The sequence below is a fragment of the Candidatus Nitrotoga arctica genome (assembly GCF_918378365.1).
In the GTDB taxonomy this organism is placed as follows: domain Bacteria; phylum Pseudomonadota; class Gammaproteobacteria; order Burkholderiales; family Gallionellaceae; genus Nitrotoga; species Nitrotoga arctica.
Genome location: NZ_OU912926.1, coordinates 2,909,769 through 2,931,144 on the forward strand (window position 1 = coordinate 2,909,769; position 21,376 = coordinate 2,931,144).

Sequence of the window (21,376 nt, forward strand, 5' to 3'; positions counted from 1 at the left end):
ATTTTAAGCAATAAAATTAACATTACTGCCACGGCTTTGCCATCGGTATGGATACACATGGCACTTGGAACAGTTCGCGATCTTCTAGACGAATGGCAGAAAGAACGCCACCCCACAAACAACCGGTGTCGAGCGCAATAATTTGAGGGGTAACTTTCAACCCCAATGCCGACCAATGTCCGAAAACGACTGTAGCATTGGCGCTGGCACGCCCTGGCACATCAAACCACGGCATGTATCCCTCAGGCACATTGTGCACCTCATCCTTAAATTTAAATTCCATTTCACCTCTTAGGGTGCAAACACGTAGGCGCGTGCAGGCATTAGTAATAACGCGCAGGCGCTTGTAACCGCTAAGGTCATCTTCCCAATGGTCAGGATGGTTACCATACATCTGTACGAGAAAATCTTGGTAGTGTTTACTCGCTAATACAGCTTCTACTTCATGCGCCAGCTGCTGTGCTTGGGCCACCGTCCAGCTCGGCAGCAATCCGGCATGTACCAGCACGAAATCACCCTCCACATATAGCAGACGCTGCGCACGTAACCACGTCAGCAGTTCGTTCCGGTCGGGCGCGTCAAGAATGTCATGCAGCGTGTCACAGCGGTGTAATTTAGCAGTGCCCTCAGCCACCGCAAGCAAGTGTAAATCATGGTTACCCAGCACGGTGATGGCAGCATCTCCTAATGATTTTATCAAACGCAGTACGTTCACCGAATCCGGCCCACGATTAACCAAATCACCCACCAACCATAGCCTATCTATTGCGGGGTCGAAGCATATTTGCTCCAGTAATCGCAAAAGCTCGATGTAACATCCCTGTATGTCGCCTATCGCGTAGGTTGCCATTATTTGCAATCAGTCAGTTTTCAATTTTCTGTGCATTATGAGTATTTAGCTCAGAGAATTATATGCCGAATATATGCAGTAAATTCGCGGCGAGATGCCCTTAGTATTATCTAGTTATCTGGGCTTTTTACGCCATTAGAATCTGGACAATATTCCGGTATCCATTGTGTCAAAGCACGTTTAACTTCTGCATCATTATGTGTAGCATGCGCGCTAAACCAAATTAATAAATTTCCCAGCCAGACGGCATCCACTTCACGCGCTTGTGCGATGCGCAGTTTTACATGAGGAGTAGGCAAAGTGTGCTCGTTGTCAGCCAGCAGTTCCTCGTACAACTTTTCACCTAAGCGCAGACCCGTGAATTCAATCCGAATATCATCCTTGCTTAGGCCAGAGAGACGAATAAGGTCATTCGCTAGATCAACAATTTTTACTGGATCGCCCATGTCCAATACAAATATTTCTCCGCCTTTGCCCATTAAACTGGCCTGCAATACTAATTGCGCAGCCTCCGGAATCGACATGAAATAGCGTGTAATGTCTGGATGTGTGACCGTAAGTGGCCCACCCTTCGCAATCTGTTCGCGGAATTTTGGAATGACGCTACCGGTACTACCCAAGACGTTGCCGAAACGCACCATAATGAAGCGCGTTCCGCCCGACTGCTGTAATCCCTGACATACCATTTCTGCCAGACGCTTACTCGCTCCCATCACATTGGTTGGATTGACCGCTTTGTCGGTAGAGATCAATACAAATTTCGCTACATCATGGCGCTGTGCAGCAGTGGCGACAGACCATGTACCCAGCACGTTATTGCGTATCGCCTGCCAAGCGTTATGTTGCTCCATGAGGGGAACATGCTTGTATGCGGCTGCATGAAAAACCACCGCAGGCTTATACTCAGAAAAAACTTGATCAAGACGGGTAGCATCACGTACATCGCCAATCAGGTAGACAATGTCGATGCCATCGAATTTTGCGGCCAGCTCCTGTTCCATGTTATACAGTGCAAATTCACTCAACTCGAACATCACTAAAGTACGCGGTTTGAAGTGTATGATCTGGCGACATAACTCAGAGCCGATGGACCCCCCGGCACCGGTTACCAGCACGGTTTTGTTGGTGAATAATTCATGCAGCCCGGCCGCATCCAATTGCACAGGATCACGTCCCAGTAGATCATCCAGCTCTACAGCACGCAATTGCGAAATGGCAACACGTCCACTTAACAGATCATCGAATGACGGTACCGTCAGCACTTTGACTCTGGCCTGATTACAAATCTCAATCGCACGCTTGCGCACTTGGTGCGGAGCCGATGGCATGGCGATAATGGCTTGTTTTACACCCATGCGTTCTGTCCATTGCGACAGGCTATCCAGCGCGCCCAGCACTTTGACCCCATTGAGGATACACCCATGTTTATCCGCATTATCGTCCAGAAAACCCACCAATCTCCAATCGCGGCTGCGTGCAAGTTCCTTGGACAAACCTACGGCTGCATCGCTCGCTCCTAGCACCAGCACTGGCTCTACATTCAATTTAAGATTGCGATATAAGCCATGCTCTTTCCAGAGACGATAAATAAAACGGCTCCCGCCCATTACGAGTAACAATAACGCAGGGTTAATCACCAGTACCGAGCGTGGTATTACGGCACTGATACGAAACATCCACAACACCAAAGGAATGAACGCGGCAGCCGTCAGCACCGCCAAAAAAATTCGGCGTAAGTCAGTTACACTGGCATAGCGCCATAGACCACGATATAAACCAAAGCGCCAGAAAATAATACTTTGCAATGGTACTACCCAAATCATGGTATGCAGCATCTCATCAATAAAATGCGGTGGTGGCTCGAAATTGAAACGCAATAGATAAGCCAAGCTCCAGGCAAATGCTGCCGCCGTAAGGTCATGCAGCATGGCCAACAGGGTACGCAGATCTAATTTAGCCACGCTGGCTTCGCTGAAATGCTTTCCAGCAATTATCCAAAATTAGCATTAGTCCAGTATAAATCCCCCCCCATATCAGAAACAGTAGCCATGGCCATTCGGTGGACTGATGCAAACACCAAATGGCAGATGCGCCGACCGCAAACATCAAAATATATTCAAATAATGCGACATTACGATGCCCCCAACCAATCTGCACTAAGCGTTGGTAATAATGTTCGCGATGCGCTTGAGAGATTTTTTCACGACGCAACATACGTTTTAGCAAGGTGACACTAGCATCTATAATGAAAGGAGAGAATACCAACAACGGAAACCATCCAGGCCATAATTCCTGTTGCCAGCCCCACAATCCCATCGCGGCAGATAAAAAACCAAGCGGAATGGATCCTGCATCACCCATGAATACTTGAGCCGGATAAAAATTGTAATAAAGCAGACCCAGCCCAGCGGCACCGATTGAAAAATTTAACATGGCCTGAGTATCAGCGCCATGCATCAGTGCTGCTACGCCATACATGGTGAAGCCGAAAAATGTCATACCTCCAGCCAAGCCATCCGATCCATCCATAAAATTAAATAGATTGGTCATCCAAACTACGCACAGCAACACGAGTAAAGCCTGAGCTATACCCTGCGCCAGCAAGCCCGAGCCGAGCACCAGAATTGCAGCAGCCGCGACGTGCGCCAACAAACGTTGTCGCACTGGCAGACCGCGCACGTCATCTAACAAAGAAACAGCAAATAATAAAATCATGGGTAATACCACCCACCAAGCTAGTGACATCACCATCAATGCCCAGGCAGACAGGAGACCCGCCATCAACCCCACCCCTCCAATGCGCGGAATCGGCTCCACATGCAATGAACGTTCATTGGGGATATCTTGAATTTTTTTACCCGCTTTACTGAATACGATAATAGTAATCACCAACATAGTGATCAGAGCTGCAATCAGAGGGGCGTAATGCGACATGGCGATTTTTACTCTATAACAACATTAATAATTTCCGCGCAATACATTTTCATGCGAGGTATTTACAGTATGGGAAATTTCTTAACAAATCATCAGCTAAAGCAATGGATTGCAAAAAAAGTAGCATATTTATTAACTCTTCTTATCTAAGCATCGGTGCGATTCTGCGGTCGCTTGCAGTCCCTGTTGTAAAGTATAAGGAGGAGCCCAATTTAAATCACGGCGGATTTTACCACTATCGACCTGCAACGAACTGAGTAACCGTTCGACTTGATCAGATTTGCCGGATAATTTTCCTAATATACGTAACCAGCTAAGCGGGAACGGCAATAAGCGCGCCGGGAATCCCATCGCACCCCCTAATTGGTGCAACAAATCCGGGGTGGAAACATCCTCACCATCACATACTAAATAAGTCTGGCCTGCGGCGACAGGATGGGTCGCGCAGGCTATCAAGGCATCCACCAGATTTTCCACGTAAATCAGACTGCGACGGTTATGCACAGAAGCAAATGGCAAAGGAATGTGTTTGGCGGCCACCGTTAGCATTTGTGCAAAGTTGCCTTTTACTCCCGCACCGTAAACCAATGGCGGACGCACAATCACAATTTCCAAACCGGTTTCTCGGGCAATGCGCCACAACGCTTGTTCAGCTTGCCATTTCGAGATGCTGTAAAAATCCTGTGGACTGGGTTCATCCAACTCTGTAAATGACTGAGTTGCGCTGGTCTGCTCGCCATTCACCTTGATCGAGCTAACGTAAACAAGCCGCTTCACCCCAAAGCAAGCAGCCTGCCGAGCGAGATTTGAAGTGCCGTGCAGGTTGACCTGGAGAAACTCCGCCAATGGATCGGTAGCGCTCTCGCGCATTACATGCACTCGTGCGGCAAGATGAATCACCACATCCACATCGCGTAACGCATCAGCCCAATTCGTCTCACCATCAATTGCGCCGATGATTATGACTTCAGTATTTTCAATCAACGAACTCCCTGAACGCACCGCCGCGCTTACAGATTGTCCTCGCCGGAGCAATTCAGCACAGAGTGCTTTACCAACAAAGCCACCAGCCCCTGAAATCATAAATTTCATGATGATAATAAACGTTTAAGCATATCTAAGTTGGTAAACTTAAATTGCTCTATCGTACATTTGTCCATGAGTTTTTTTCGTCAAACGCAACCAAACTATTTTTAAAAATAAGGAGGAACAAAAAAATCGCATCATACTCATAAGATGCCATTTCAAATACTTGAAGCTGTGATGACTACTCCTGCGTGCAAGATGAATCACCTTGGCATCAGGACATACGGCCACTTCATAACCCTTTAACCTCAGCCTGGCGCATAAATCTACATCTTCATAATAAAGAAAATATCGCTGATCAAACCCACCTAGTTTTTTGAATACCTCGCGCGGAAATAACATGAACATCCCGCCCACCCAATCAGGAAAGATGGGATTATTTTTTACAAGATAGTCGCTGCCTTTACATCTGCCGAACGCTTTACAAAATATCTTGAGCGGCGTTGGAAAACGACGAGCACTATCTTCTATCTCGCCATTCGTACTCAATATGAGCGGCGCAGCCACGCCAACTGCAGTATCCTGCAGACACGCAAGTAAAGCCTTAAATGGGTTGTCATTCAGCCGGATATCTGGATTCATTACACAAAAAAATTGTCCCGCTGCGTATGTAAATGCTTGATTGTGATTGGTAGCGAATCCCCGAGGAATGGGGTTGCGAATAACCTTTATTGGAAATAAAAAACTATCTACTGTGAACGGTAACATCTCATCCAGATTAAGTGTGAGAATCAATTCGATCAATAAAGCCCGACAATGCTGATTGATATCATGCAGCAAATATTCAATCAAATGAATTTGTGCATGGCTGACAACAGAAATAGAAATTTCAGGTGATTGTTCTACGGCCATTGTGCCCATCAAAAATAATGGACCTGGGGTACTTGAGTAACTTGCTTCGCTATCAGACTTTTATCCATAAATTCTATTCCGCCAGTTGGTAGCGATAATCACAAATACCCTTTGGGAAAAAATAAAAAATCAAGATCATCAACTCCTAGCGGATTAAAATGCCAGTTCTCGCCCAGTTCAGATTCGATTAATAAATATAATCAAGCGCAAGACCAAATTATCAAACCATTTTTGCCGCCATATTTCTTTGGATAACACTAACTGAACGCGACACCACAATGATGATTTTGCTGCAATGAATTTATTGAGAACGAGTCTTTGAGATAACGGAATGCCATTTTCAAACATATTTAAAAAAACGGAAGCTTGTAACCAAGCTTGCAACCAAAGCAATCCTCTTCCGCTGTAAATAAATCTATGCATTTTTCTTTTTAATTCATCAAATATATTCACGGTTGCGCCAATGGTATTATTTCCGTGCTGCCTATATTTAATATTGGCATTACTATCAAAAACAATTTCGCCAAAACAAGATAGAACTAAATAGCACCACCAATCATGCATCAACACTTTACTTGGAAGGTGTTTACAAATAAGTTCCACTGCTTTTCGATTAAGTACCATCGTACAGCCGGTAGCAATATTTTCAACTAGAGCATTGCCAAAGCCAACTTTTCTTGGTGTATTGGTAAATCCAATATGGTTTAACTGTTCGTCAACAATTTCTAACCTGGAGCAAAATAATGCCGGACAGTTATCAGCGACTACTAACAAGGCTGAAACCGCGTGCTCAATTTTATGGGGATGCCAAACATCATCTTGATCACAAAAAGCAACGTATTCTGTTTCAGTTAACGCAGCATTATGCAGTAACTTAAAGAAACTCAGGGCTGGGCCTAGGTTTTCATACCCTCTTAATATATCTATACGCCCACTTAATTGCTCATTTTCTAAAATGCTTCTTGTTGAATCTGATGATCCATCGTCTCTTACCAAAATCCTAATATTTGGATAGGTTTGCTCATACAACGAATTTAGCTGTTGCTGAAGAAACTTGCTTCCATTGTATGTGGACAGTAGTACTGTGACCTTATTTGGCTTGGATACCACTAGCGTCATCGTTTAGCTCCACACTTGACAAATCTATCTGCTTCATTCATGGACTCTTCCATATAGATGTACAACGATATCTGCTACATCTTTTACTTTCTGTATGGAATCTCTGAAATCCATCATATCTAGCTTAAGTCAACGTCCAATTATTTTATTTTACCTACGTATGAATGACGAAATAAGGATTTTGAGTCTCAATTTAATTATTACATTATCAAATTCGACCTAAAAATGTCACAGATACACTTATCGTTTAACAACCTCGATGTTTGGGAGCGGAAACACCAAGTTTACTCCTCTATATTTATCATTTTCTTGGAAGAATTTTCTAAAATGCCATGGCAATACAATCAGATAATCCAATTTTTGTAACAGTAACTCTGTCTCGGGAATGATAGGGATCCATGTGCCTGGTGTGTAGCAGTCATACTTTTCTGGGTTAACCTCGCCAACAAACGAAATGTCTTTTTCTGTCACTCCGCAATATTGCAACAGCACGTTTCCTTTTGTAGATGCACCAAGTGCCGCGACAGTTTTATTTTCTGCATGAATTGTTTCGATGAAAGCCAGTAAATCATATTTCGTTTTAGCTACACGTTCCGCAAATTTTTGATAAGGCACAAGCGTATCTAGCCCATTTGCCTGTTCGCGATCAAGAATATGTTTCACCAAAGGAGCTGGTGTTAAATCGTCATGTGATTTCGATACCGTGATTGAGAAGCTACCCCCATTAACTTCATTGAACTCCACATCAATAATCTTAAAGCCCACTCTGTCAGCCATCCATTTGATCTGGCGCAGAGCATAAAACTCAACATGCTCATGACAAACTGTGTCATATGAATTCATCTCGAGCATAGTCGGCATATAGCTTTGCTCAAATACCCAAACTCCGTCATCTGCAAGTATGTCGTACACCTGTTGCATAAAGTCCGTGGGGTCTTCTAGGTCGTAGAACATCGAGAACGAAGTGACTACTTTGGCCTTTCGCTTTGGGAAATATTCTTTAACTAAAGCTGAAGAAAAGAAATTGGGGATTAATTGAATGTGCGGTGGGTAATAGCTGTGAAATTTGATGCCCGTCGGGTCAATGCCTACCAGATCCGGCCCCGAGGATGGATATGCCTGCAACGTAGTGCTGTCGTTACTACCAATATCAATAACAAGATCGCCTTTGCGCAAATCAACCCGCTCAAGGATTTTTTTCACCTTGTTGTTGAGGTGGCTTACCATGCTGGCATTTAGGCCGGAGCGATAACCATAGTTCTCGCCATACATCTCATCAGAACTGTAGGAGTGCTCAAGCTGCAATAATCCGCAGATATCATTTCCCCCCATGCATTTCACCAAACGCAGTGGGCCAGTCGTGATTTTTGCACTCTTCTCACGCGGAAATATCCCCGTCAGCATCTGCACTCCCAAATCGAGCACACACTCCAGATGCTTATTGCCACAAATTCTGCACTTTTCAATTTTTTTAAACATTATTTCATCCCTATCCTTTTGCGTTATTCTGCTCAATGAGCTTACGCAAATCGGCATCCACCATCATGCTTATCATCTCGTGAAACCCTACCTCAGGTATCCAGCCAAGTTGATTTCTCACCTTCTTGGAGTTTCCCACTAACTGCACTGATTCAATAGGACGATATGAAGCAGAATCCTCGCGGACATAGTCGCGATAATCCAAATTGAAATACCCAAAGGCGATTTCACACAGTTCTCGCACCAAATGCGTTTCACCAGTGGCAACCACATAATCATCCGCGTGCGGGTGTTGTAACATCAGCCACATTGCGCGCACATAATCTCCCGCAAAGCCCCAATCACGGCGCGCATCGAGATTTCCCAAGTAAAGCTCATTCACCAATCCCAATTTAATCTTCGCCACTGCATGTGTTATTTTTCTTGTTACAAAGTCTAATCCACGACGGGGACTCTCGTGATTGAACAGGATTGCCGAACATCCATATAATCCATAATGCTGGCGGTAAATCTGGATCATCGAATGCGCATAAAGTTTTGCGGCACCATATGGGGTACGAGGTCGAAACGGTGTTGATTCTGATTGAGGGCTTTCGAGTGCATTGCCAAACATTTCACTACTCGATGCCTGGCAGAAACGAATATTGGTATCCACTGCCCGAATGGCATCCAGAATACGAGCAACCGCAAGTCCATTCACCTCTCCAATATCAACAGCATCATTGAACATTCCGGCCCCCGAGGAGTAGGCGGCCAGGTTATAAATCTCAGCTGGGCGATATTCAGCCAATACTTCTGTCATTCGACATTGATCCAACATGTTCCATGTGACTAACTTAACACTTTGCATCAATACTGTGGTGAGCGACTCTTTGGCATTTTGTATATTTCTAACTGCACCAACGACACGATAGCCGTTGGTAAGCAACAAATCCGCCAAATATGAACCATCTTGGCCAGTTATACCGGTGATTATGGCTGTTTTCATAATGATAGTCAGAGAAACCGGGCCAAGAAGCGACTGGCCCTTGTAGCATACCGACTACGTGAAAGATCATACAATCCTGAACGAGCATTTCTATTCACGCAAACACAGTAAAGAATAGCAAAAAAATTTGCAATGGTGGCAGGGAACATTGCAATTGCCATATATACCCCACGAGACAAGCCTTTTGTCCTACCTGCCATAAAATGGCTGTACTCGGATAGAGAATATCCCCCAATAGCTCTATATAAAATAAGTTTTTTAATTTGCCTCCACGGCTCTTTACAGCATGCAACAGACTTCGACTGATCTGAGAAGTCAGGAAACGACCAAATCAACTGCGGCCATTTGAACATCCAAATTTCAAAACGACGCGATGTCCACATGGCATTACCATAACGTATGATTATTAATGGATCAGCGATAACCTTGACCCTGTTTATCGGCGGATTCTGGAAGATGACGCCGACATGAATGAACAATGTTCCGTAATAAGACGAACGGTCTCTCTCCATCCATAAATTACGTTTAATGACCACGCCACCGATAAACGAAAGATAATTCGCCACGTCGGAAAAAAACTTTTCTCCATCCTTTGTTGCATATTCCCGATCACTAGTAAACTTAAGGAAGCGAGTTTTAAGTACCCTGGAGAAATCTATATTTCTTATTTCTGAATTTACAACGACGAGGTCAAATACTCCATTGATAGACTCAAGAACACGAGAAATAGCCCTGGGACATAACAGATCGTCATCGGTCATCAGCCAACAATACTCTCCCCTTGCATAGCCCACAGCCTTATCATAGTCACCGTCTACACCCGAATTTTCTTGCTCACGGAAATAACGAATTTCAGGATAGCGCAACAAATACTGTGCCATCACTTCAGGCGTGTTATCCGGTGATGCACCATCCACAATGACAAGCTCAACATCAGACACTATTTGACCAAGAATGGAATCCAGAGTCTCACCAATAAATTGCCCTCTATTGTAGGTTGCAATGCAGATGGATAATTTCGGGAGTTCCATGTTGTCATTAAAATGGTTAAGGTTACTGTTCATTGTTCTTTAAGTTATTTAGACAAACGATTCTCATATAACAAACGGTGTTGTCCGCAATTTGCCGTTATTTATCTCTGTCAATATCAGCATGATATTCCCGCCGCATTCCCGCACTAGTAGTTGCTATAGGAATTCTCCACGATATAGTTACTCCAACAATCTACAATAGAGCAAATGGATATTGCTGCAAAACTACTGGAAACATATCTCTCAAAAGCAATACGTCATCTCCGACACTTAAGAGATTACTCATCCATACTGAGAAAATTATGATCCTTCTCGATTCTCATATTTATTTTGAGTTTTTAATGCGAGTCACTCAACAAGCTTAGTGAAATCGACTAGATCTCTCATTGATTGGAGGCATACAAAACCAATTACGTGATGTGTAGACAGATGCTTCATACTGTTGTAGGCGGCAATAGTGCTGCCCTAGAAAGAAAGGACAGAGAGTCATTACAACTAACAACCTCTTTTTTTGCGATATTTTCCGCAATACTCAATCTCACATAACGAGGGTTTGAATTCAGAAACTTTCCGGTAAATTGTATTTAGCTGTAGATTGTCGTGCAGATAGACATTATGCGGTTTTTTTCTGAGTGCAACATCGAATAATGGATAGAACTTGTTTGTACCTGAAACATTGACGAAAAGCAGCTCTAACGTTAATTTCATTCTTTACGTTTTCCGCCACAATTTTTTGAAGTCAAGATACATCTTGATGGTGAAAGGAAAGGCCGTTTTGTATAGTGCATACTTCATCCAATTACTTAAGCTTGGATCGGCATAATGCATTATCACGAGACGATTTAGCACCTTTATGCCTTCTCTATCCTGATTCTCGGTAGCCCTCAACTTTGCCAACATTAAGTACCGAACAGGGATGTCTAATTGTAGTACTCGCCTAATGTGAAACGCTTCTTCGGAAAATTTTCCAAACAGACTATTACCTACATGGTGGAATGCCTCGATAGCTATACGATAACGATTAACCATGCCACGGTCAGAAAATGAATCGTTTTCACCCCGTTTGTGAAGTAGTGTCTCACCCAAATAATTTACGGTAAGCCCTTTGGAAACCATGCTCAACAGGTGTCCGGCAACTATCCAGCATGTGTCGCGAAATGATTCCGGTATGCTTGCACTATCCCAAATTGTTTTCTTAAAAATCGGACCAGACAAAAAGCTAAAAAATGCCTCACTGGTTCTAGCCGAACGGAAATATTCTTTTCTCTGTGAAGCCTCTCCAAGATTGAATAGCCTGGAACCCGACATTTTGTTAAAAGGTGGATGTTTTCTAATAGGATCCATCTTTAAATTGCACAAGACATGCTCACAGATATAAACATCATAATTTGATTTAATGGCTTCCAGTATCTTATTTACCGCGCCCGGTAACATGATGTCATCTGCTGAAAACAACCAGCAATATTGTCCTTGTGCCATGCTAACTACTTTCTCAATATCTCTATCAATTCCGCCACGAAAATTCTGGTGATGATAGGTCAACATTGGATATTCACGCTGCCTGATTGATACTACATCGGCAGTATCATCTATTGAACCGCCATCCAGAACGATCACCTCAACACCCGAGCAAACTTGCGGCAGGAGGCTATCCAATGTTAGCCCAATAAATTTTCCAAAGTTGTAAGTTGGAATACAAATCGACAGCTGTATCATGCCGAAATCAGCTGCTACAAATGTTTAAATATTGCTCAGCAATATTCTGCCATTCCGATGTTGGTGGCTTGGAAAAAGTACGGCGTATAGCATTTTTTTTATTAAGCAAAATAATCCACCTAGGTTTAGCCCTCCTTCTCATGCAGATTTCGCAAAACACTTTAACAAGAAATTTCTAATTTTCACAACCCCGGGCACCTTCTTTATTTGTTTTTTTACTCTGACTTTTAATACAGCCCAATTATATTTGCCCCTGCTATACAGGTTCACAAGTTTTTTATTTTTTCTATGTGCGTACCAATCATTTACGCCCGTTCGCATAAAGCGAACATACTCAAATTGTTTCATATAATTGCTTACGGTAGCATTCTCAAAATTTGAGTTATCTTCAAGAAGAACTACTGTCGGAGACCAGCGCTCAATGGAAAACCCCCTCAGAACATCCAGTTCATGCCCTTCGACATCTATTGAAACAAAATCAATTCCCCGACCAGGTTTTAATTCGCTCAATATTTCATCTAATGTTTTCGTTTGAACCTGGACTTTACTGTAAGTAAAACCATACGACTTGATTTTATTTAAAGATTCTTCATCAGAACTAATTGTAGATACACCATGAGCCCTTTCTGCACCTTCCGCAACAAAAAGTGTTACTACCCCACTTTTATCAGACGCAGCAAACTCATAAAGTCTTGAACTTCGTGCTACCCGAATCATTTGACACAGGACGGGATTTGGTTCGACCAAAATACAATCCCAACCGATTTTCTCAAAATATAATGTGGTACTGTCATTAACTCCATCATTTGCACCGACTTCAATGCATAGCCCATGACTTTTTTCATTGAAAATTTCAGCAAGAATTTTATCTTCACCAAACTGGGAGTAATACATTTTTATAATATTTTAATTATTAATTTTAATCATTAAAAAGACGGATCAAGGTCAGTTTCCCGTTATTTGTCATGCCTAATATTTTGCAACAGAATAGTTCGCATATAAGTAGGTAACATAGCAATTGAAAACAAAACTGCGGTCAAAGCCAACACACCACCAAGCATCAATTTCATATAGGATGAATCGGAGTTTTGAATTACGTAATATCCAGCAAGCCCTGCCAAGAATGACAAGACGAATGGAATACCAACATCCTGCGTCAGCCATATCATACCCAACCCTTTGAGCAAATGGCGATGCGTTAACCACGTCCCCAGCAGCATATACAATACATGGAATAGGAGCCATGCTATAGCCCCACCCAATGCACCATATGTAAGTGCAAAAAAAATAATCAAAGGGATCAATACAATCATTAATAAAGCATTGATTATGAGTGGCAGCCGCGTCATGCCATAAGCTAATTGAAGTGCATAAGGGAAAAACATAACGCCGTGCAGTGCAGAACCGATTGCCAGCAACGAAATAATGGGGGCAACGCTGGACGCAATATCTTGATTACCTACCCAAATTCGGATTAAATCCTCAGCAAAAATGACGAGCACCATCGCAATTGGGAAAAGCACTGTTGCAAGCATACGCGTACCCAGCCGATACAAGTCAGTCAATTTACCTGTATCGCCAGCAACCACTAGCGTAGTCAGTCGGGGAAACATGGCATTAAACATGGGTAAAATTAGAACATACAATCCACTCACCACGACCGTAGCAAGCATATAGTGGCCAAACTCTTCCAAGCCAAGCATCTTACTAAGAATTACTTTATCCAACTGCGTTAACACCGTAGCGGACAAAGCAACGCCACTCATCCCAACAGAGAAGTGCCATATACGCTTCAGCTCATCAACGTTAAACCGTAACCACTTTAATCGCCCTATAACTCGCCATGCCGCCCACCTCATAGTGACCGCATAAACAAGTCCGATCCCAGCCTGCCAAATAAAGAACGCCTCAATTGTCGGCGACACAAACGCGAGCACCAAAACCGCACCCAGACTTCCCAATGTTGCCATTGTAATGCTCACACTACTCGACACAGCCAAACGTTGCGCACCTATCAATGCCCCCTGATACAAGCCGATTGGCCAGCGGCATGCTACCACCAGCCCCATCAACATCACGGCGTGCGAAATGCTTTGCGGTGAGAGTTGTTTGGACTGCAGCCAGTATTCTGCAATCAATGGCGCGAGCACCAGAATCAATAAAGCGATCGCGCCAGCCATACTCCAATAGACAATGGCAAGGGTATGCAGCAATTTCCCTGCTTCCTGCAAATTTCCCGATGCCGAATATCGTGCGACCTCGCGGTTAATCGTTGGAGCTAATCCCATATCAAGAAGGGAGAGCAATGCCTGAGTCGTCACAAAGAAACCGATCAAACCATAGGCTTCTATTCCAAGGTATTTAAGATAAAAGGGAACTACTGCCAAGCCGATCAGTGCCGACCAGATCGAGTTTGCTAATCCTGCAAATAGGTTTCCACTCAGCCTCATGCTGGGAGGTTCGCGAGAGCCGTGCCGTTGCAATACTCATTGAATCGTGCTGCCGACCAAGCCGCGATGGCCCACAATGCAAATCTTGGATTCAAGGGGTAAGAGAAAAAAGATTCAGGGTTCAAGACTAGAGGCACGTGACGAGATTTACGAGCGCAGAGGGTTTTATATTTATTTCTTCTTTATGGATTTCATATTTAAAATCAATCCCCGTTACCGGCCAATGGGAAAGTACTCCAGTCCGTGCGCACTTACCGTAGCCGACTCATACAAGCTACGGCCATCGAAGATTAGTGGGTTTTTGAGCTTAGTTTTGATTATTGCGAAGTCCGGATTGCGGAATTCTTTCCACTCGGTAACAATAACCAATGCATCCGCATCCTTACAGGCTGTAAGTGGATTGTCTGCATAAGAAATCCTGGGGTCATTGCCAAAGATTCGTTGTGCTTCTGACATGGCTACCGGATCATACGCAGTGACAGTAGCACCTGCCTCTAATAAATCTGAAATCAGCTTGCGACTCGGCGCATCGCGCATATCATCCGTGTTAGGCTTGAAAGCAAGCCCCCAAATGGCAAAGTTTTTTCCAATAAGATTGGTACCGAATCTAGCTTTTATTTTGTTCGTGAGGACTTCTTTTTGTGCATCATTGGCTGCCTCCACGGCATTGAGTACTTTGAGGGTGATGCCGGCATCGTCGTTGGCAGTTTTGATGAGTGCTTTTACATCTTTAGGGAAACAGGATCCACCGTAGCCGCAGCCTGAATAGAGAAAATGGTAGCCGATACGGGTGTCAGAACCAATACCTAGTCTTACCATTTCAATGTCGGCACCAAGTTTTTCTGCAACATTGGCCAGTTCGTTCATGAAGCTGATGCGTGTGGCCAGCATGGCGTTGGCGGCGTACTTAGTAAGTTCGGCACTTTTGACATCCATGACAATAATACGGTCGTGGTTGCGATTGAATGGGGCATATAACTCACGCATTTGTTGAATAGCATGTGCATCATCTCCACCGATGACGATACGATCCGGGCGCATGAAATCTTCAACTGCCACGCCTTCTTTAAGGAATTCGGGGTTGGAGACAACGCTATGTTTGAGCTTAATGTCGCGTTTTTGCAACTCTTCTGCGATAACTGCGCTGACCTTGTTGGCAGTACCCACAGGAACGGTACTTTTATTAACAATAATTTTATCTTCAGTCATACGGCTGCCGATGTTTCTGACTGCTGCTAGAACATATTGCAGGTCAGCGGAGCCATCTTCATCAGGGGGTGTACCAACGGCGATGAACTGTATACGGGCATGAGCTACGGCACGGTCTATGTCTGTGGTAAAGCCGAGACGGCCAGCAGCGACATTGCGGCGCACAATGTCGATCAAGCCAGACTCGTGAATGGGAATATGCCCGTTTTCCAAAATACGTATTTTTGCTGGGTCGAGATCGAAGCAGAGAACATGATTCCCAACCTCTGCAAGGCATGCGCCGCTCACTAGACCTACATAACCGGTCCCTACAATTGTGACTTTCAAGCGTTTTCTCCAATATTAAGCCTGTGTAGAGTGTTTTTATGAACTTCAGCAGAGCAGACGGTTTATCCCAATGCTGAAATCCGTGCATGAGATTTCGTCTGAATAGTCCATATGGAACAAATGGTTTCCCTAGGGAAGCGGGTATAACCTATAAATAATTCCAGTACTTATCAATACACATCAATGCTCATCTCTTAGCAAAACAAGAAGGCGCCGCACTTGATGCCCTGCACGATACACCCCTTTTTCAGCAGGCAAACAACCACCATTATTATTCAGCGATGCCGGCAATCAGCGCTGCTTCGCTCATTAAGCAAAGTTCATGCAGTACGCAAGACTTCCCCTCCTAATATTGGATTGCGGATTATAATTCAAGCCATGTATCTCAAGAAATGTTTATCATCAACCTTTTGAAAGTGGCTATGCTCTACCCTGTTATTTTGTCCGGAGGTTCTGGTACCCGTTTGTGGCCCTTATCTCGCGTAGCATTACCTAAGCAATTTTTGCCGCTGATTTCCGAACACACATTATTTCAGGAAACATTGCTGCGTCTTAAAGACTTTCCCAGCATAGCTGCACCATTAGTGATCTGTAACAACGAACATCGCTTCCTCGTCGCCGAACAGTTGCGTGCCGTTAATATTGATCCGTTATTGCAGGTACTCGAGCCATTAGGTCGCAATACCGCGCCTGCAGTGGCTATTGCCGCATTCGCCGCACAAGCTAGAGATGCTCAGGCAATCTTGTTGGTATTACCTGCAGATCATCTAATTCAGGATATTTCAGGCTTTCATAAGGCGATTCAAGCAGCATTCGCGTTGGCGCAACAAGATAAGTTGGTGACGTTCGGTATTACACCCCATGAACCTGCCACAGGATTCGGCTACATTGAACGCGGTGCAATATTAGAACCCGGCGAGCACAGCTTTGAGGTGGCGCGTTTTGTGGAAAAACCAGATTTAGATACGGCTAAACAATTCGTGGCTTCAGAAAGATTTTTTTGGAACAGTGGCATGTTCGTGTTCAAGGCATCCGTGTACCTGAATGAGTTGCAACGTTACCGCCCGGACATTTATCAAGCTGCACAACAAGCATGGCAACATAGCACACATGATCTGGATTTTTGTCGTTTGGATGAAAAGGCTTTTGCCACTTGCCCATCAGATTCTATCGATTATGCAGTGATGGAACACACTCCGGCGGCGGCTATGGTGACAGTAGACATTGGCTGGAGCGACATCGGTTCATGGTCATCACTGTACGACGTCAGCGCACAAGATGAGCAAGGCAATGCTTTACGAGGCGATGTTTATACCGCAGAAACCACACAAACTTATGTTCGTGCCGAAAGTCGTATGGTGGCAACTATCGGGGTGCAAGACTTGGTCATTGTGGAAACTGCTGATGCAGTGTTGGTGATGCATAAGGACTTTGCCCAGAATGTAAAACATACCGTGGAATATCTTAAGCAGGCCGAACGCACCGAACATCTAATTCACCGTCGTGTCTATCGTCCTTGGGGCTATTATGAAGGCATCGATATCGGCGAACGATTCCAGGCCAAGCGCATTATGGTGAAACCCGGTGCAAAATTGTCTTTGCAAAAGCACCATCATCGCGCCGAACATTGGATTGTAGTTTCCGGTTATGCCAAAGTAACTCGTGGCGAGGATATTCTGCTGCTACAAGAAGACCAATCAACTTATATTCCTATTGGCATGAAACACCGTCTGGAAAATATTGGCACAGGATCGCTTTATCTGATTGAAGTCCAGTCTGGCTCTTATCTCGGCGAAGATGATATTGTACGGTATGACGATGATTATAAACGTAGCTAATCCCCCTCCAGTTTTATTGGCTAAATCAAAGCAACAATAAAATTGTTAACCAGAATATTTCATTTTTGATACGTTCTCGCTGTATTGCATAGCAAAAAATTTTGCGCGTGATCATCGCGCAACATAATGAAAAATTCGGCATGTGAAAATGGATGCCGTTTACACTGACTCCTTATCTGGATGATTCACCCGCACTTCTTGCAAGCCTGCCAAATCAACTCTGGTGGTATGACATTCGCTTATCTATGTTTAACCCTCGTCAGATTTATACTCTCCTGCTGTGGCTTTTGTTGCCATATGTATTTTTCCATCTGCTCTGGCGCGCGCGCAAGCAACGTGAGTACCTGCAGCATATTGACGAACGTTTCGGGCGCTACTCTGCTCACAGCGATAAACCGATAATTTGGCTGCATACCGTATCAGTTGGAGAAACACGCGCAGCAGTCAACTTGGTGCAACGTTTGCGAGAAAATTACCCGCATCATCAACTGCTGCTTACACACACCACCCCAACCGGCCGCGCAGCTAGTGAACAGCTTTACGGCGGCGATGTCCTGCGGGTTTATTTGCCTTATGACTACCCATTTGCTGTCAGGCGTTTCTTGCAACACTTTCGCCCACGCATCGGCGTCTTGATGGAAACTGAAATCTGGTTTAATCTGATCTATAGTTGCCACACGATGCAAATTCCTTTGCTGCTGCTTAATGCACGATTATCTGAGAAATCTGCTGCGCGTTATGCCCGCTACCCGAATTTGACGCGACTGGGCTTGAACGAACTGAGCGCTATTTCTGCGCAAAGCGAAGTTGATGCTGCACGCATAATTGGATTAGGTGCAAACAATGTATCTGTCATGGGTAATCTGAAATTTGACATTCAACCACCATTGGCGATGCTGGAACTGGGTGCACAATTACGCACCCAGTTTGGCAAAGACAGGAAGATTTTTTTGCTAGCCAGCACACGCGCCGGGGAAGAGATATTACTGCTATCCATGCTTAAGCAAGTAGACATTCCCCATCTGCTAACCGTCATTGTGCCACGCCATCCGCAACGCTTCGACGACGTAGCTGACATGCTCACCCAGCAAGGCATTCGCTTTCAGCGCAAAAGTGAGAACGCTCCGATTGCGTCAGATACCCAAGTGATATTGGGTGATAGTATGGGAGAAATGTTTGCCTATTATGCCGCCTGCGACCTGACCTTCATTGGCGGCAGTTTATTGCCATTTGGAGGACAAAACCTCATTGAGGCTTGCGCGGTAGGTAAGCCTGTGTTTATAGGTCCACACACATACAATTTTGCACAAGCCAGCCAGCTTGCTGTCGAATGCGGAGCAGCCGTGCGGATACAGAATTCAACTGACCTAGCGCAAAGTTTACAAAACTTGCTTGCCCATCCCGATCAACTGACAAAAATTGGCCAAGCCGGGCTGCATTTTGTCCGCACCCATCGTGGCGCAACAGAGCAAGCACTACGGCATATCACCTATTTTCTTGATGACCACTTTCAGTAAAATAACGCAAGATAAAATAATATATCGACCCTCCAAACTATGAATAAAATCCTTATTACCGGCGGTGCCGGGTTTATTGGCTCTGCGGTTATTCGCCAACTGATCACGGAAACCGACACTACAGTCATCAATGTCGATAAGCTGACCTATGCCGGCAATTTACAGTCCTTGATATCAGTTGCAGAAAATCCCCGCTACCACTTCGAACATGTGGATATTTGTGATGCTGCTACAGTCGCAGGCCTATTTCATGAACATCAGCCGGATGCGGTAATGCATTTGGCTGCGGAATCCCATGTCGATCGATCTATCACCGGCCCGGCAGCCTTTATTGAAACCAATATTATTGGCACGTACACTCTCCTGAAAGCAGCGCGGGAATACTGGAGCGAGCTTGCTGCAGAACGCAAAAACAATTTTCGCTTCCACCATATATCCACAGATGAGGTATATGGCAGTCTCGGTGAAACCGGTTTTTTTACCGAGAATACCGCTTACCAGCCAAACTCACCTTACTCGGCAAGCAAAGCGTCTTCAGACCATCTGGTGCGTGCTTGGTATCATACTTACGGCTTGCCCGTGGTCACCACCAACTGCTCCAATAATTACGGCCCTTATCATTTCCCGGAGAAACTCATACCGTTGATCATCCTGAATGCATGCAATGGGAAACCGCTACCCATTTATGGCAAGGGCGACAACATCCGCGACTGGTTGTATGTGGACGACCATGCGCGTGCCTTGCGCCTAGTACTAGAGCGGGGCCGGGTGGGAGACACTTACAATATCGGCGGCTGGAATGAAAAAACCAATCTGGAAGTAGTTTATGCGATTTGCGCTATTCTTGATGAGCTCCGTCCTCAAGGTGCGCCGCATACTTCCCTTATCACCTACGTACAAGACAGACCCGGACATGACCAGCGCTACGCGATCAATGCCGGTAAAATCGCCCAGGAACTGGGCTGGAAACCTTTGGAAACATTTGAAACCGGATTGCGCAAAACAGTGGAATGGTATCTGACAAACCCAGATTGGGTTGATGCTGTCATTAGTGGAGAATACCAAAATTGGATTCAACAAAATTACGGCGATAGGGAAACATCATGAAAGGCATCATACTCGCAGGTGGCTCCGGCACTCGACTTTACCCTGCTACCCGATCCATCTCCAAGCAATTATTGCCCGTTTATGATAAACCAATGATTTACTATCCGCTGACCACACTTATGTTGGCCGGTATTCAGGATGTTCTCATTATATCTACTCCACAGGATATACCGCGTTTCGAACAGTTACTAGGAGATGGCTCACAGTGGGGAATGAATTTCTCCTTTGCTATACAACCTTCACCGGATGGACTCGCGCAAGCATTTATTATTGGCGAATCTTTTATCGGTCATGACTCCTGTTCGCTGGTGCTGGGAGATAACATTTTTTACGGCCACGACTTTGAAAAAAATCTTTCAACCGCCAGAACCAAACTAGAGGGCGGTACTGTATTTGCCTACCACGTCAATGACCCAGAACGTTACGGAGTAGTAGAATTCGATGCTACTGGGCGTGCAATCAGCTTGGAAGAAAAGCCCATAAAGCCCAAGTCCAATTATGCCGTAACGGGCCTCTATTTTTACGACACCAACGTTGTTGAGATTGCCAAATCCGTTAAGCCTTCTGCACGAGGTGAATTGGAAATCACCACTGTCAATCAGATTTACCTCGATAGCGGAAAACTGGATGTGCAGGTGATGGGGCGTGGCTATGCATGGTTGGATACGGGTACGCATGATTCGTTGCTGGAAGCTTCACTGTTTATTCAAACACTAGAGAAGCGTCAAGGCTTGAAAATTGCCTGCCCGGAAGAGGTTGCGTATCGCCGAGGTTATATCACGATAGAGCAAATGGAACGGTTGGCCGAGCCACTGGCTAAGAATGGCTATGGCCGGTATCTGCTTGACATTCTAAAAGAGAAAGTTTATTAAA

17 protein-coding genes are annotated in these 21,376 nt (G+C 44.7%); 4 read left to right on the forward strand and 13 right to left on the reverse strand.

Annotated elements, in window-relative coordinates; translation table 11 throughout:
- Positions 1-22: 22 nt before the first annotated feature.
- The 13 genes from MKZ32_RS13280 to MKZ32_RS13340 all read right to left on the reverse strand — a co-directional run bounded on the left by MKZ32_RS13280 (position 23) and on the right by MKZ32_RS13340 (position 16,041).
- Positions 23-850, reverse strand: a complete 828-nt coding sequence (locus MKZ32_RS13280; protein WP_239797707.1) for a symmetrical bis(5'-nucleosyl)-tetraphosphatase — start codon at positions 848-850, stop codon at positions 23-25.
- A 110-nt stretch (positions 851-960) separates the two neighbouring features.
- Positions 961-2,778 carry a polysaccharide biosynthesis protein gene (locus tag MKZ32_RS13285; RefSeq protein WP_239798161.1) on the reverse strand — a complete coding sequence of 606 codons (1,818 nt, stop codon included), beginning with the start codon at positions 2,776-2,778 and terminating at the stop codon, positions 961-963.
- A gap of 25 nt (positions 2,779-2,803) precedes the next feature.
- Positions 2,804-3,784 (reverse strand): MraY family glycosyltransferase, encoded by a 981-nt coding sequence (locus tag MKZ32_RS13290; RefSeq protein ID WP_239797708.1) that lies wholly within the window; start codon positions 3,782-3,784, stop codon positions 2,804-2,806.
- Positions 3,785-3,916: 132 nt separating this feature from the next.
- Positions 3,917-4,876: a UDP-glucose 4-epimerase family protein gene (locus MKZ32_RS13295; protein ID WP_239797709.1), complete on the reverse strand. Its 960-nt coding sequence runs from the start codon at positions 4,874-4,876 to the stop codon at positions 3,917-3,919.
- Between the two features lie 39 nt (positions 4,877-4,915).
- Positions 4,916-5,722 (reverse strand): glycosyltransferase family 2 protein, encoded by an 807-nt coding sequence (locus MKZ32_RS13300; RefSeq protein ID WP_239797710.1) that lies wholly within the window; start codon positions 5,720-5,722, stop codon positions 4,916-4,918.
- A gap of 177 nt (positions 5,723-5,899) precedes the next feature.
- Complete coding sequence (locus MKZ32_RS13305; protein ID WP_239797711.1) at positions 5,900-6,841, reverse strand: glycosyltransferase family 2 protein; 942 nt, start codon at positions 6,839-6,841, stop codon at positions 5,900-5,902.
- 240 nt (positions 6,842-7,081) lie between these two features.
- Complete coding sequence (locus tag MKZ32_RS13310) at positions 7,082-8,320, reverse strand: class I SAM-dependent methyltransferase (RefSeq protein ID WP_239797712.1); 1,239 nt, start codon at positions 8,318-8,320, stop codon at positions 7,082-7,084.
- A gap of 10 nt (positions 8,321-8,330) precedes the next feature.
- Complete coding sequence (locus MKZ32_RS13315) at positions 8,331-9,308, reverse strand: GDP-mannose 4,6-dehydratase (protein ID WP_275584301.1); 978 nt, start codon at positions 9,306-9,308, stop codon at positions 8,331-8,333.
- Between the two features lie 8 nt (positions 9,309-9,316).
- Complete coding sequence (locus MKZ32_RS13320; protein WP_239797714.1) at positions 9,317-10,372, reverse strand: glycosyltransferase family 2 protein; 1,056 nt, start codon at positions 10,370-10,372, stop codon at positions 9,317-9,319.
- Between the two features lie 678 nt (positions 10,373-11,050).
- Positions 11,051-12,055 carry a glycosyltransferase family 2 protein gene (locus MKZ32_RS13325; RefSeq protein ID WP_239797715.1) on the reverse strand — a complete coding sequence of 335 codons (1,005 nt, stop codon included), beginning with the start codon at positions 12,053-12,055 and terminating at the stop codon, positions 11,051-11,053.
- 138 nt (positions 12,056-12,193) lie between these two features.
- The gene (locus MKZ32_RS13330) at positions 12,194-12,949 is read right to left on the reverse strand and encodes an FkbM family methyltransferase (protein WP_239797716.1); all 756 of its coding nucleotides are present in this window, start codon (positions 12,947-12,949) and stop codon (positions 12,194-12,196) included.
- Positions 12,950-13,011: 62 nt separating this feature from the next.
- On the reverse strand, positions 13,012-14,505 hold the full coding sequence (locus MKZ32_RS13335; protein ID WP_239797717.1) for a lipopolysaccharide biosynthesis protein: 1,494 nt from the start codon (positions 14,503-14,505) through the stop codon (positions 13,012-13,014).
- Between the two features lie 213 nt (positions 14,506-14,718).
- A complete protein-coding gene (locus tag MKZ32_RS13340) occupies positions 14,719-16,041 on the reverse strand; it encodes a UDP-glucose dehydrogenase family protein (RefSeq protein WP_239797718.1) in 1,323 nt (440 codons plus the stop codon).
- 422 nt (positions 16,042-16,463) lie between these two features.
- Between MKZ32_RS13340 and MKZ32_RS13345 the strand changes: the two genes are divergently transcribed.
- From MKZ32_RS13345 to rfbA, 4 genes are all read left to right on the forward strand, one after another.
- A complete protein-coding gene (locus MKZ32_RS13345) occupies positions 16,464-17,879 on the forward strand; it encodes a mannose-1-phosphate guanylyltransferase/mannose-6-phosphate isomerase (RefSeq protein ID WP_239798162.1) in 1,416 nt (471 codons plus the stop codon).
- 152 nt (positions 17,880-18,031) lie between these two features.
- The gene (gene waaA / locus MKZ32_RS13350; RefSeq protein ID WP_320412272.1) at positions 18,032-19,396 is read left to right on the forward strand and encodes a lipid IV(A) 3-deoxy-D-manno-octulosonic acid transferase; all 1,365 of its coding nucleotides are present in this window, start codon (positions 18,032-18,034) and stop codon (positions 19,394-19,396) included.
- Positions 19,397-19,435: 39 nt separating this feature from the next.
- Positions 19,436-20,503 (forward strand): dTDP-glucose 4,6-dehydratase, encoded by a 1,068-nt coding sequence (gene rfbB, locus MKZ32_RS13355; protein ID WP_239797719.1) that lies wholly within the window; start codon positions 19,436-19,438, stop codon positions 20,501-20,503.
- Positions 20,500-21,375, forward strand: coding sequence for a glucose-1-phosphate thymidylyltransferase RfbA (rfbA, locus tag MKZ32_RS13360; RefSeq protein WP_239797720.1), 876 nt, complete (start codon positions 20,500-20,502; stop codon positions 21,373-21,375). Before rfbB ends, rfbA begins: the two co-directional genes overlap by 4 nt.
- Position 21,376: the final 1 nt, after the last annotated feature.

Excerpts from the sequence above, each read along its gene's own strand:
- MKZ32_RS13280 (WP_239797707.1), bottom strand. The coding sequence starts at position 850 with ATGGCAACCTACGCGATAGGCGACATACAGGGATGTTACATCGAGCTT.
- MKZ32_RS13285 (WP_239798161.1), bottom strand. The coding sequence starts at position 2,778 with ATGCTGCATGACCTTACGGCGGCAGCATTTGCCTGGAGCTTGGCTTAT.
- MKZ32_RS13290 (WP_239797708.1), bottom strand. The coding sequence starts at position 3,784 with ATGTCGCATTACGCCCCTCTGATTGCAGCTCTGATCACTATGTTGGTG.
- MKZ32_RS13295 (WP_239797709.1), bottom strand. The coding sequence starts at position 4,876 with ATGAAATTTATGATTTCAGGGGCTGGTGGCTTTGTTGGTAAAGCACTC.
- MKZ32_RS13300 (WP_239797710.1), bottom strand. The coding sequence starts at position 5,722 with ATGGCCGTAGAACAATCACCTGAAATTTCTATTTCTGTTGTCAGCCAT.
- MKZ32_RS13305 (WP_239797711.1), bottom strand. The coding sequence starts at position 6,841 with ATGACGCTAGTGGTATCCAAGCCAAATAAGGTCACAGTACTACTGTCC.
- MKZ32_RS13310 (WP_239797712.1), bottom strand. The coding sequence starts at position 8,320 with ATGTTTAAAAAAATTGAAAAGTGCAGAATTTGTGGCAATAAGCATCTG.
- MKZ32_RS13315 (WP_275584301.1), bottom strand. The coding sequence starts at position 9,308 with ATGAAAACAGCCATAATCACCGGTATAACTGGCCAAGATGGTTCATAT.
- MKZ32_RS13320 (WP_239797714.1), bottom strand. The coding sequence starts at position 10,372 with ATGAACAGTAACCTTAACCATTTTAATGACAACATGGAACTCCCGAAA.
- MKZ32_RS13325 (WP_239797715.1), bottom strand. The coding sequence starts at position 12,055 with ATGATACAGCTGTCGATTTGTATTCCAACTTACAACTTTGGAAAATTT.
- MKZ32_RS13330 (WP_239797716.1), bottom strand. The coding sequence starts at position 12,949 with ATGTATTACTCCCAGTTTGGTGAAGATAAAATTCTTGCTGAAATTTTC.
- MKZ32_RS13335 (WP_239797717.1), bottom strand. The coding sequence starts at position 14,505 with ATGAGGCTGAGTGGAAACCTATTTGCAGGATTAGCAAACTCGATCTGG.
- MKZ32_RS13345 (WP_239798162.1), top strand. The coding sequence starts at position 16,464 with ATGCTCTACCCTGTTATTTTGTCCGGAGGTTCTGGTACCCGTTTGTGG.
- waaA (WP_320412272.1), top strand. The coding sequence starts at position 18,032 with ATGCCGTTTACACTGACTCCTTATCTGGATGATTCACCCGCACTTCTT.
- rfbB (WP_239797719.1), top strand. The coding sequence starts at position 19,436 with ATGAATAAAATCCTTATTACCGGCGGTGCCGGGTTTATTGGCTCTGCG.
- rfbA (WP_239797720.1), top strand. The coding sequence starts at position 20,500 with ATGAAAGGCATCATACTCGCAGGTGGCTCCGGCACTCGACTTTACCCT.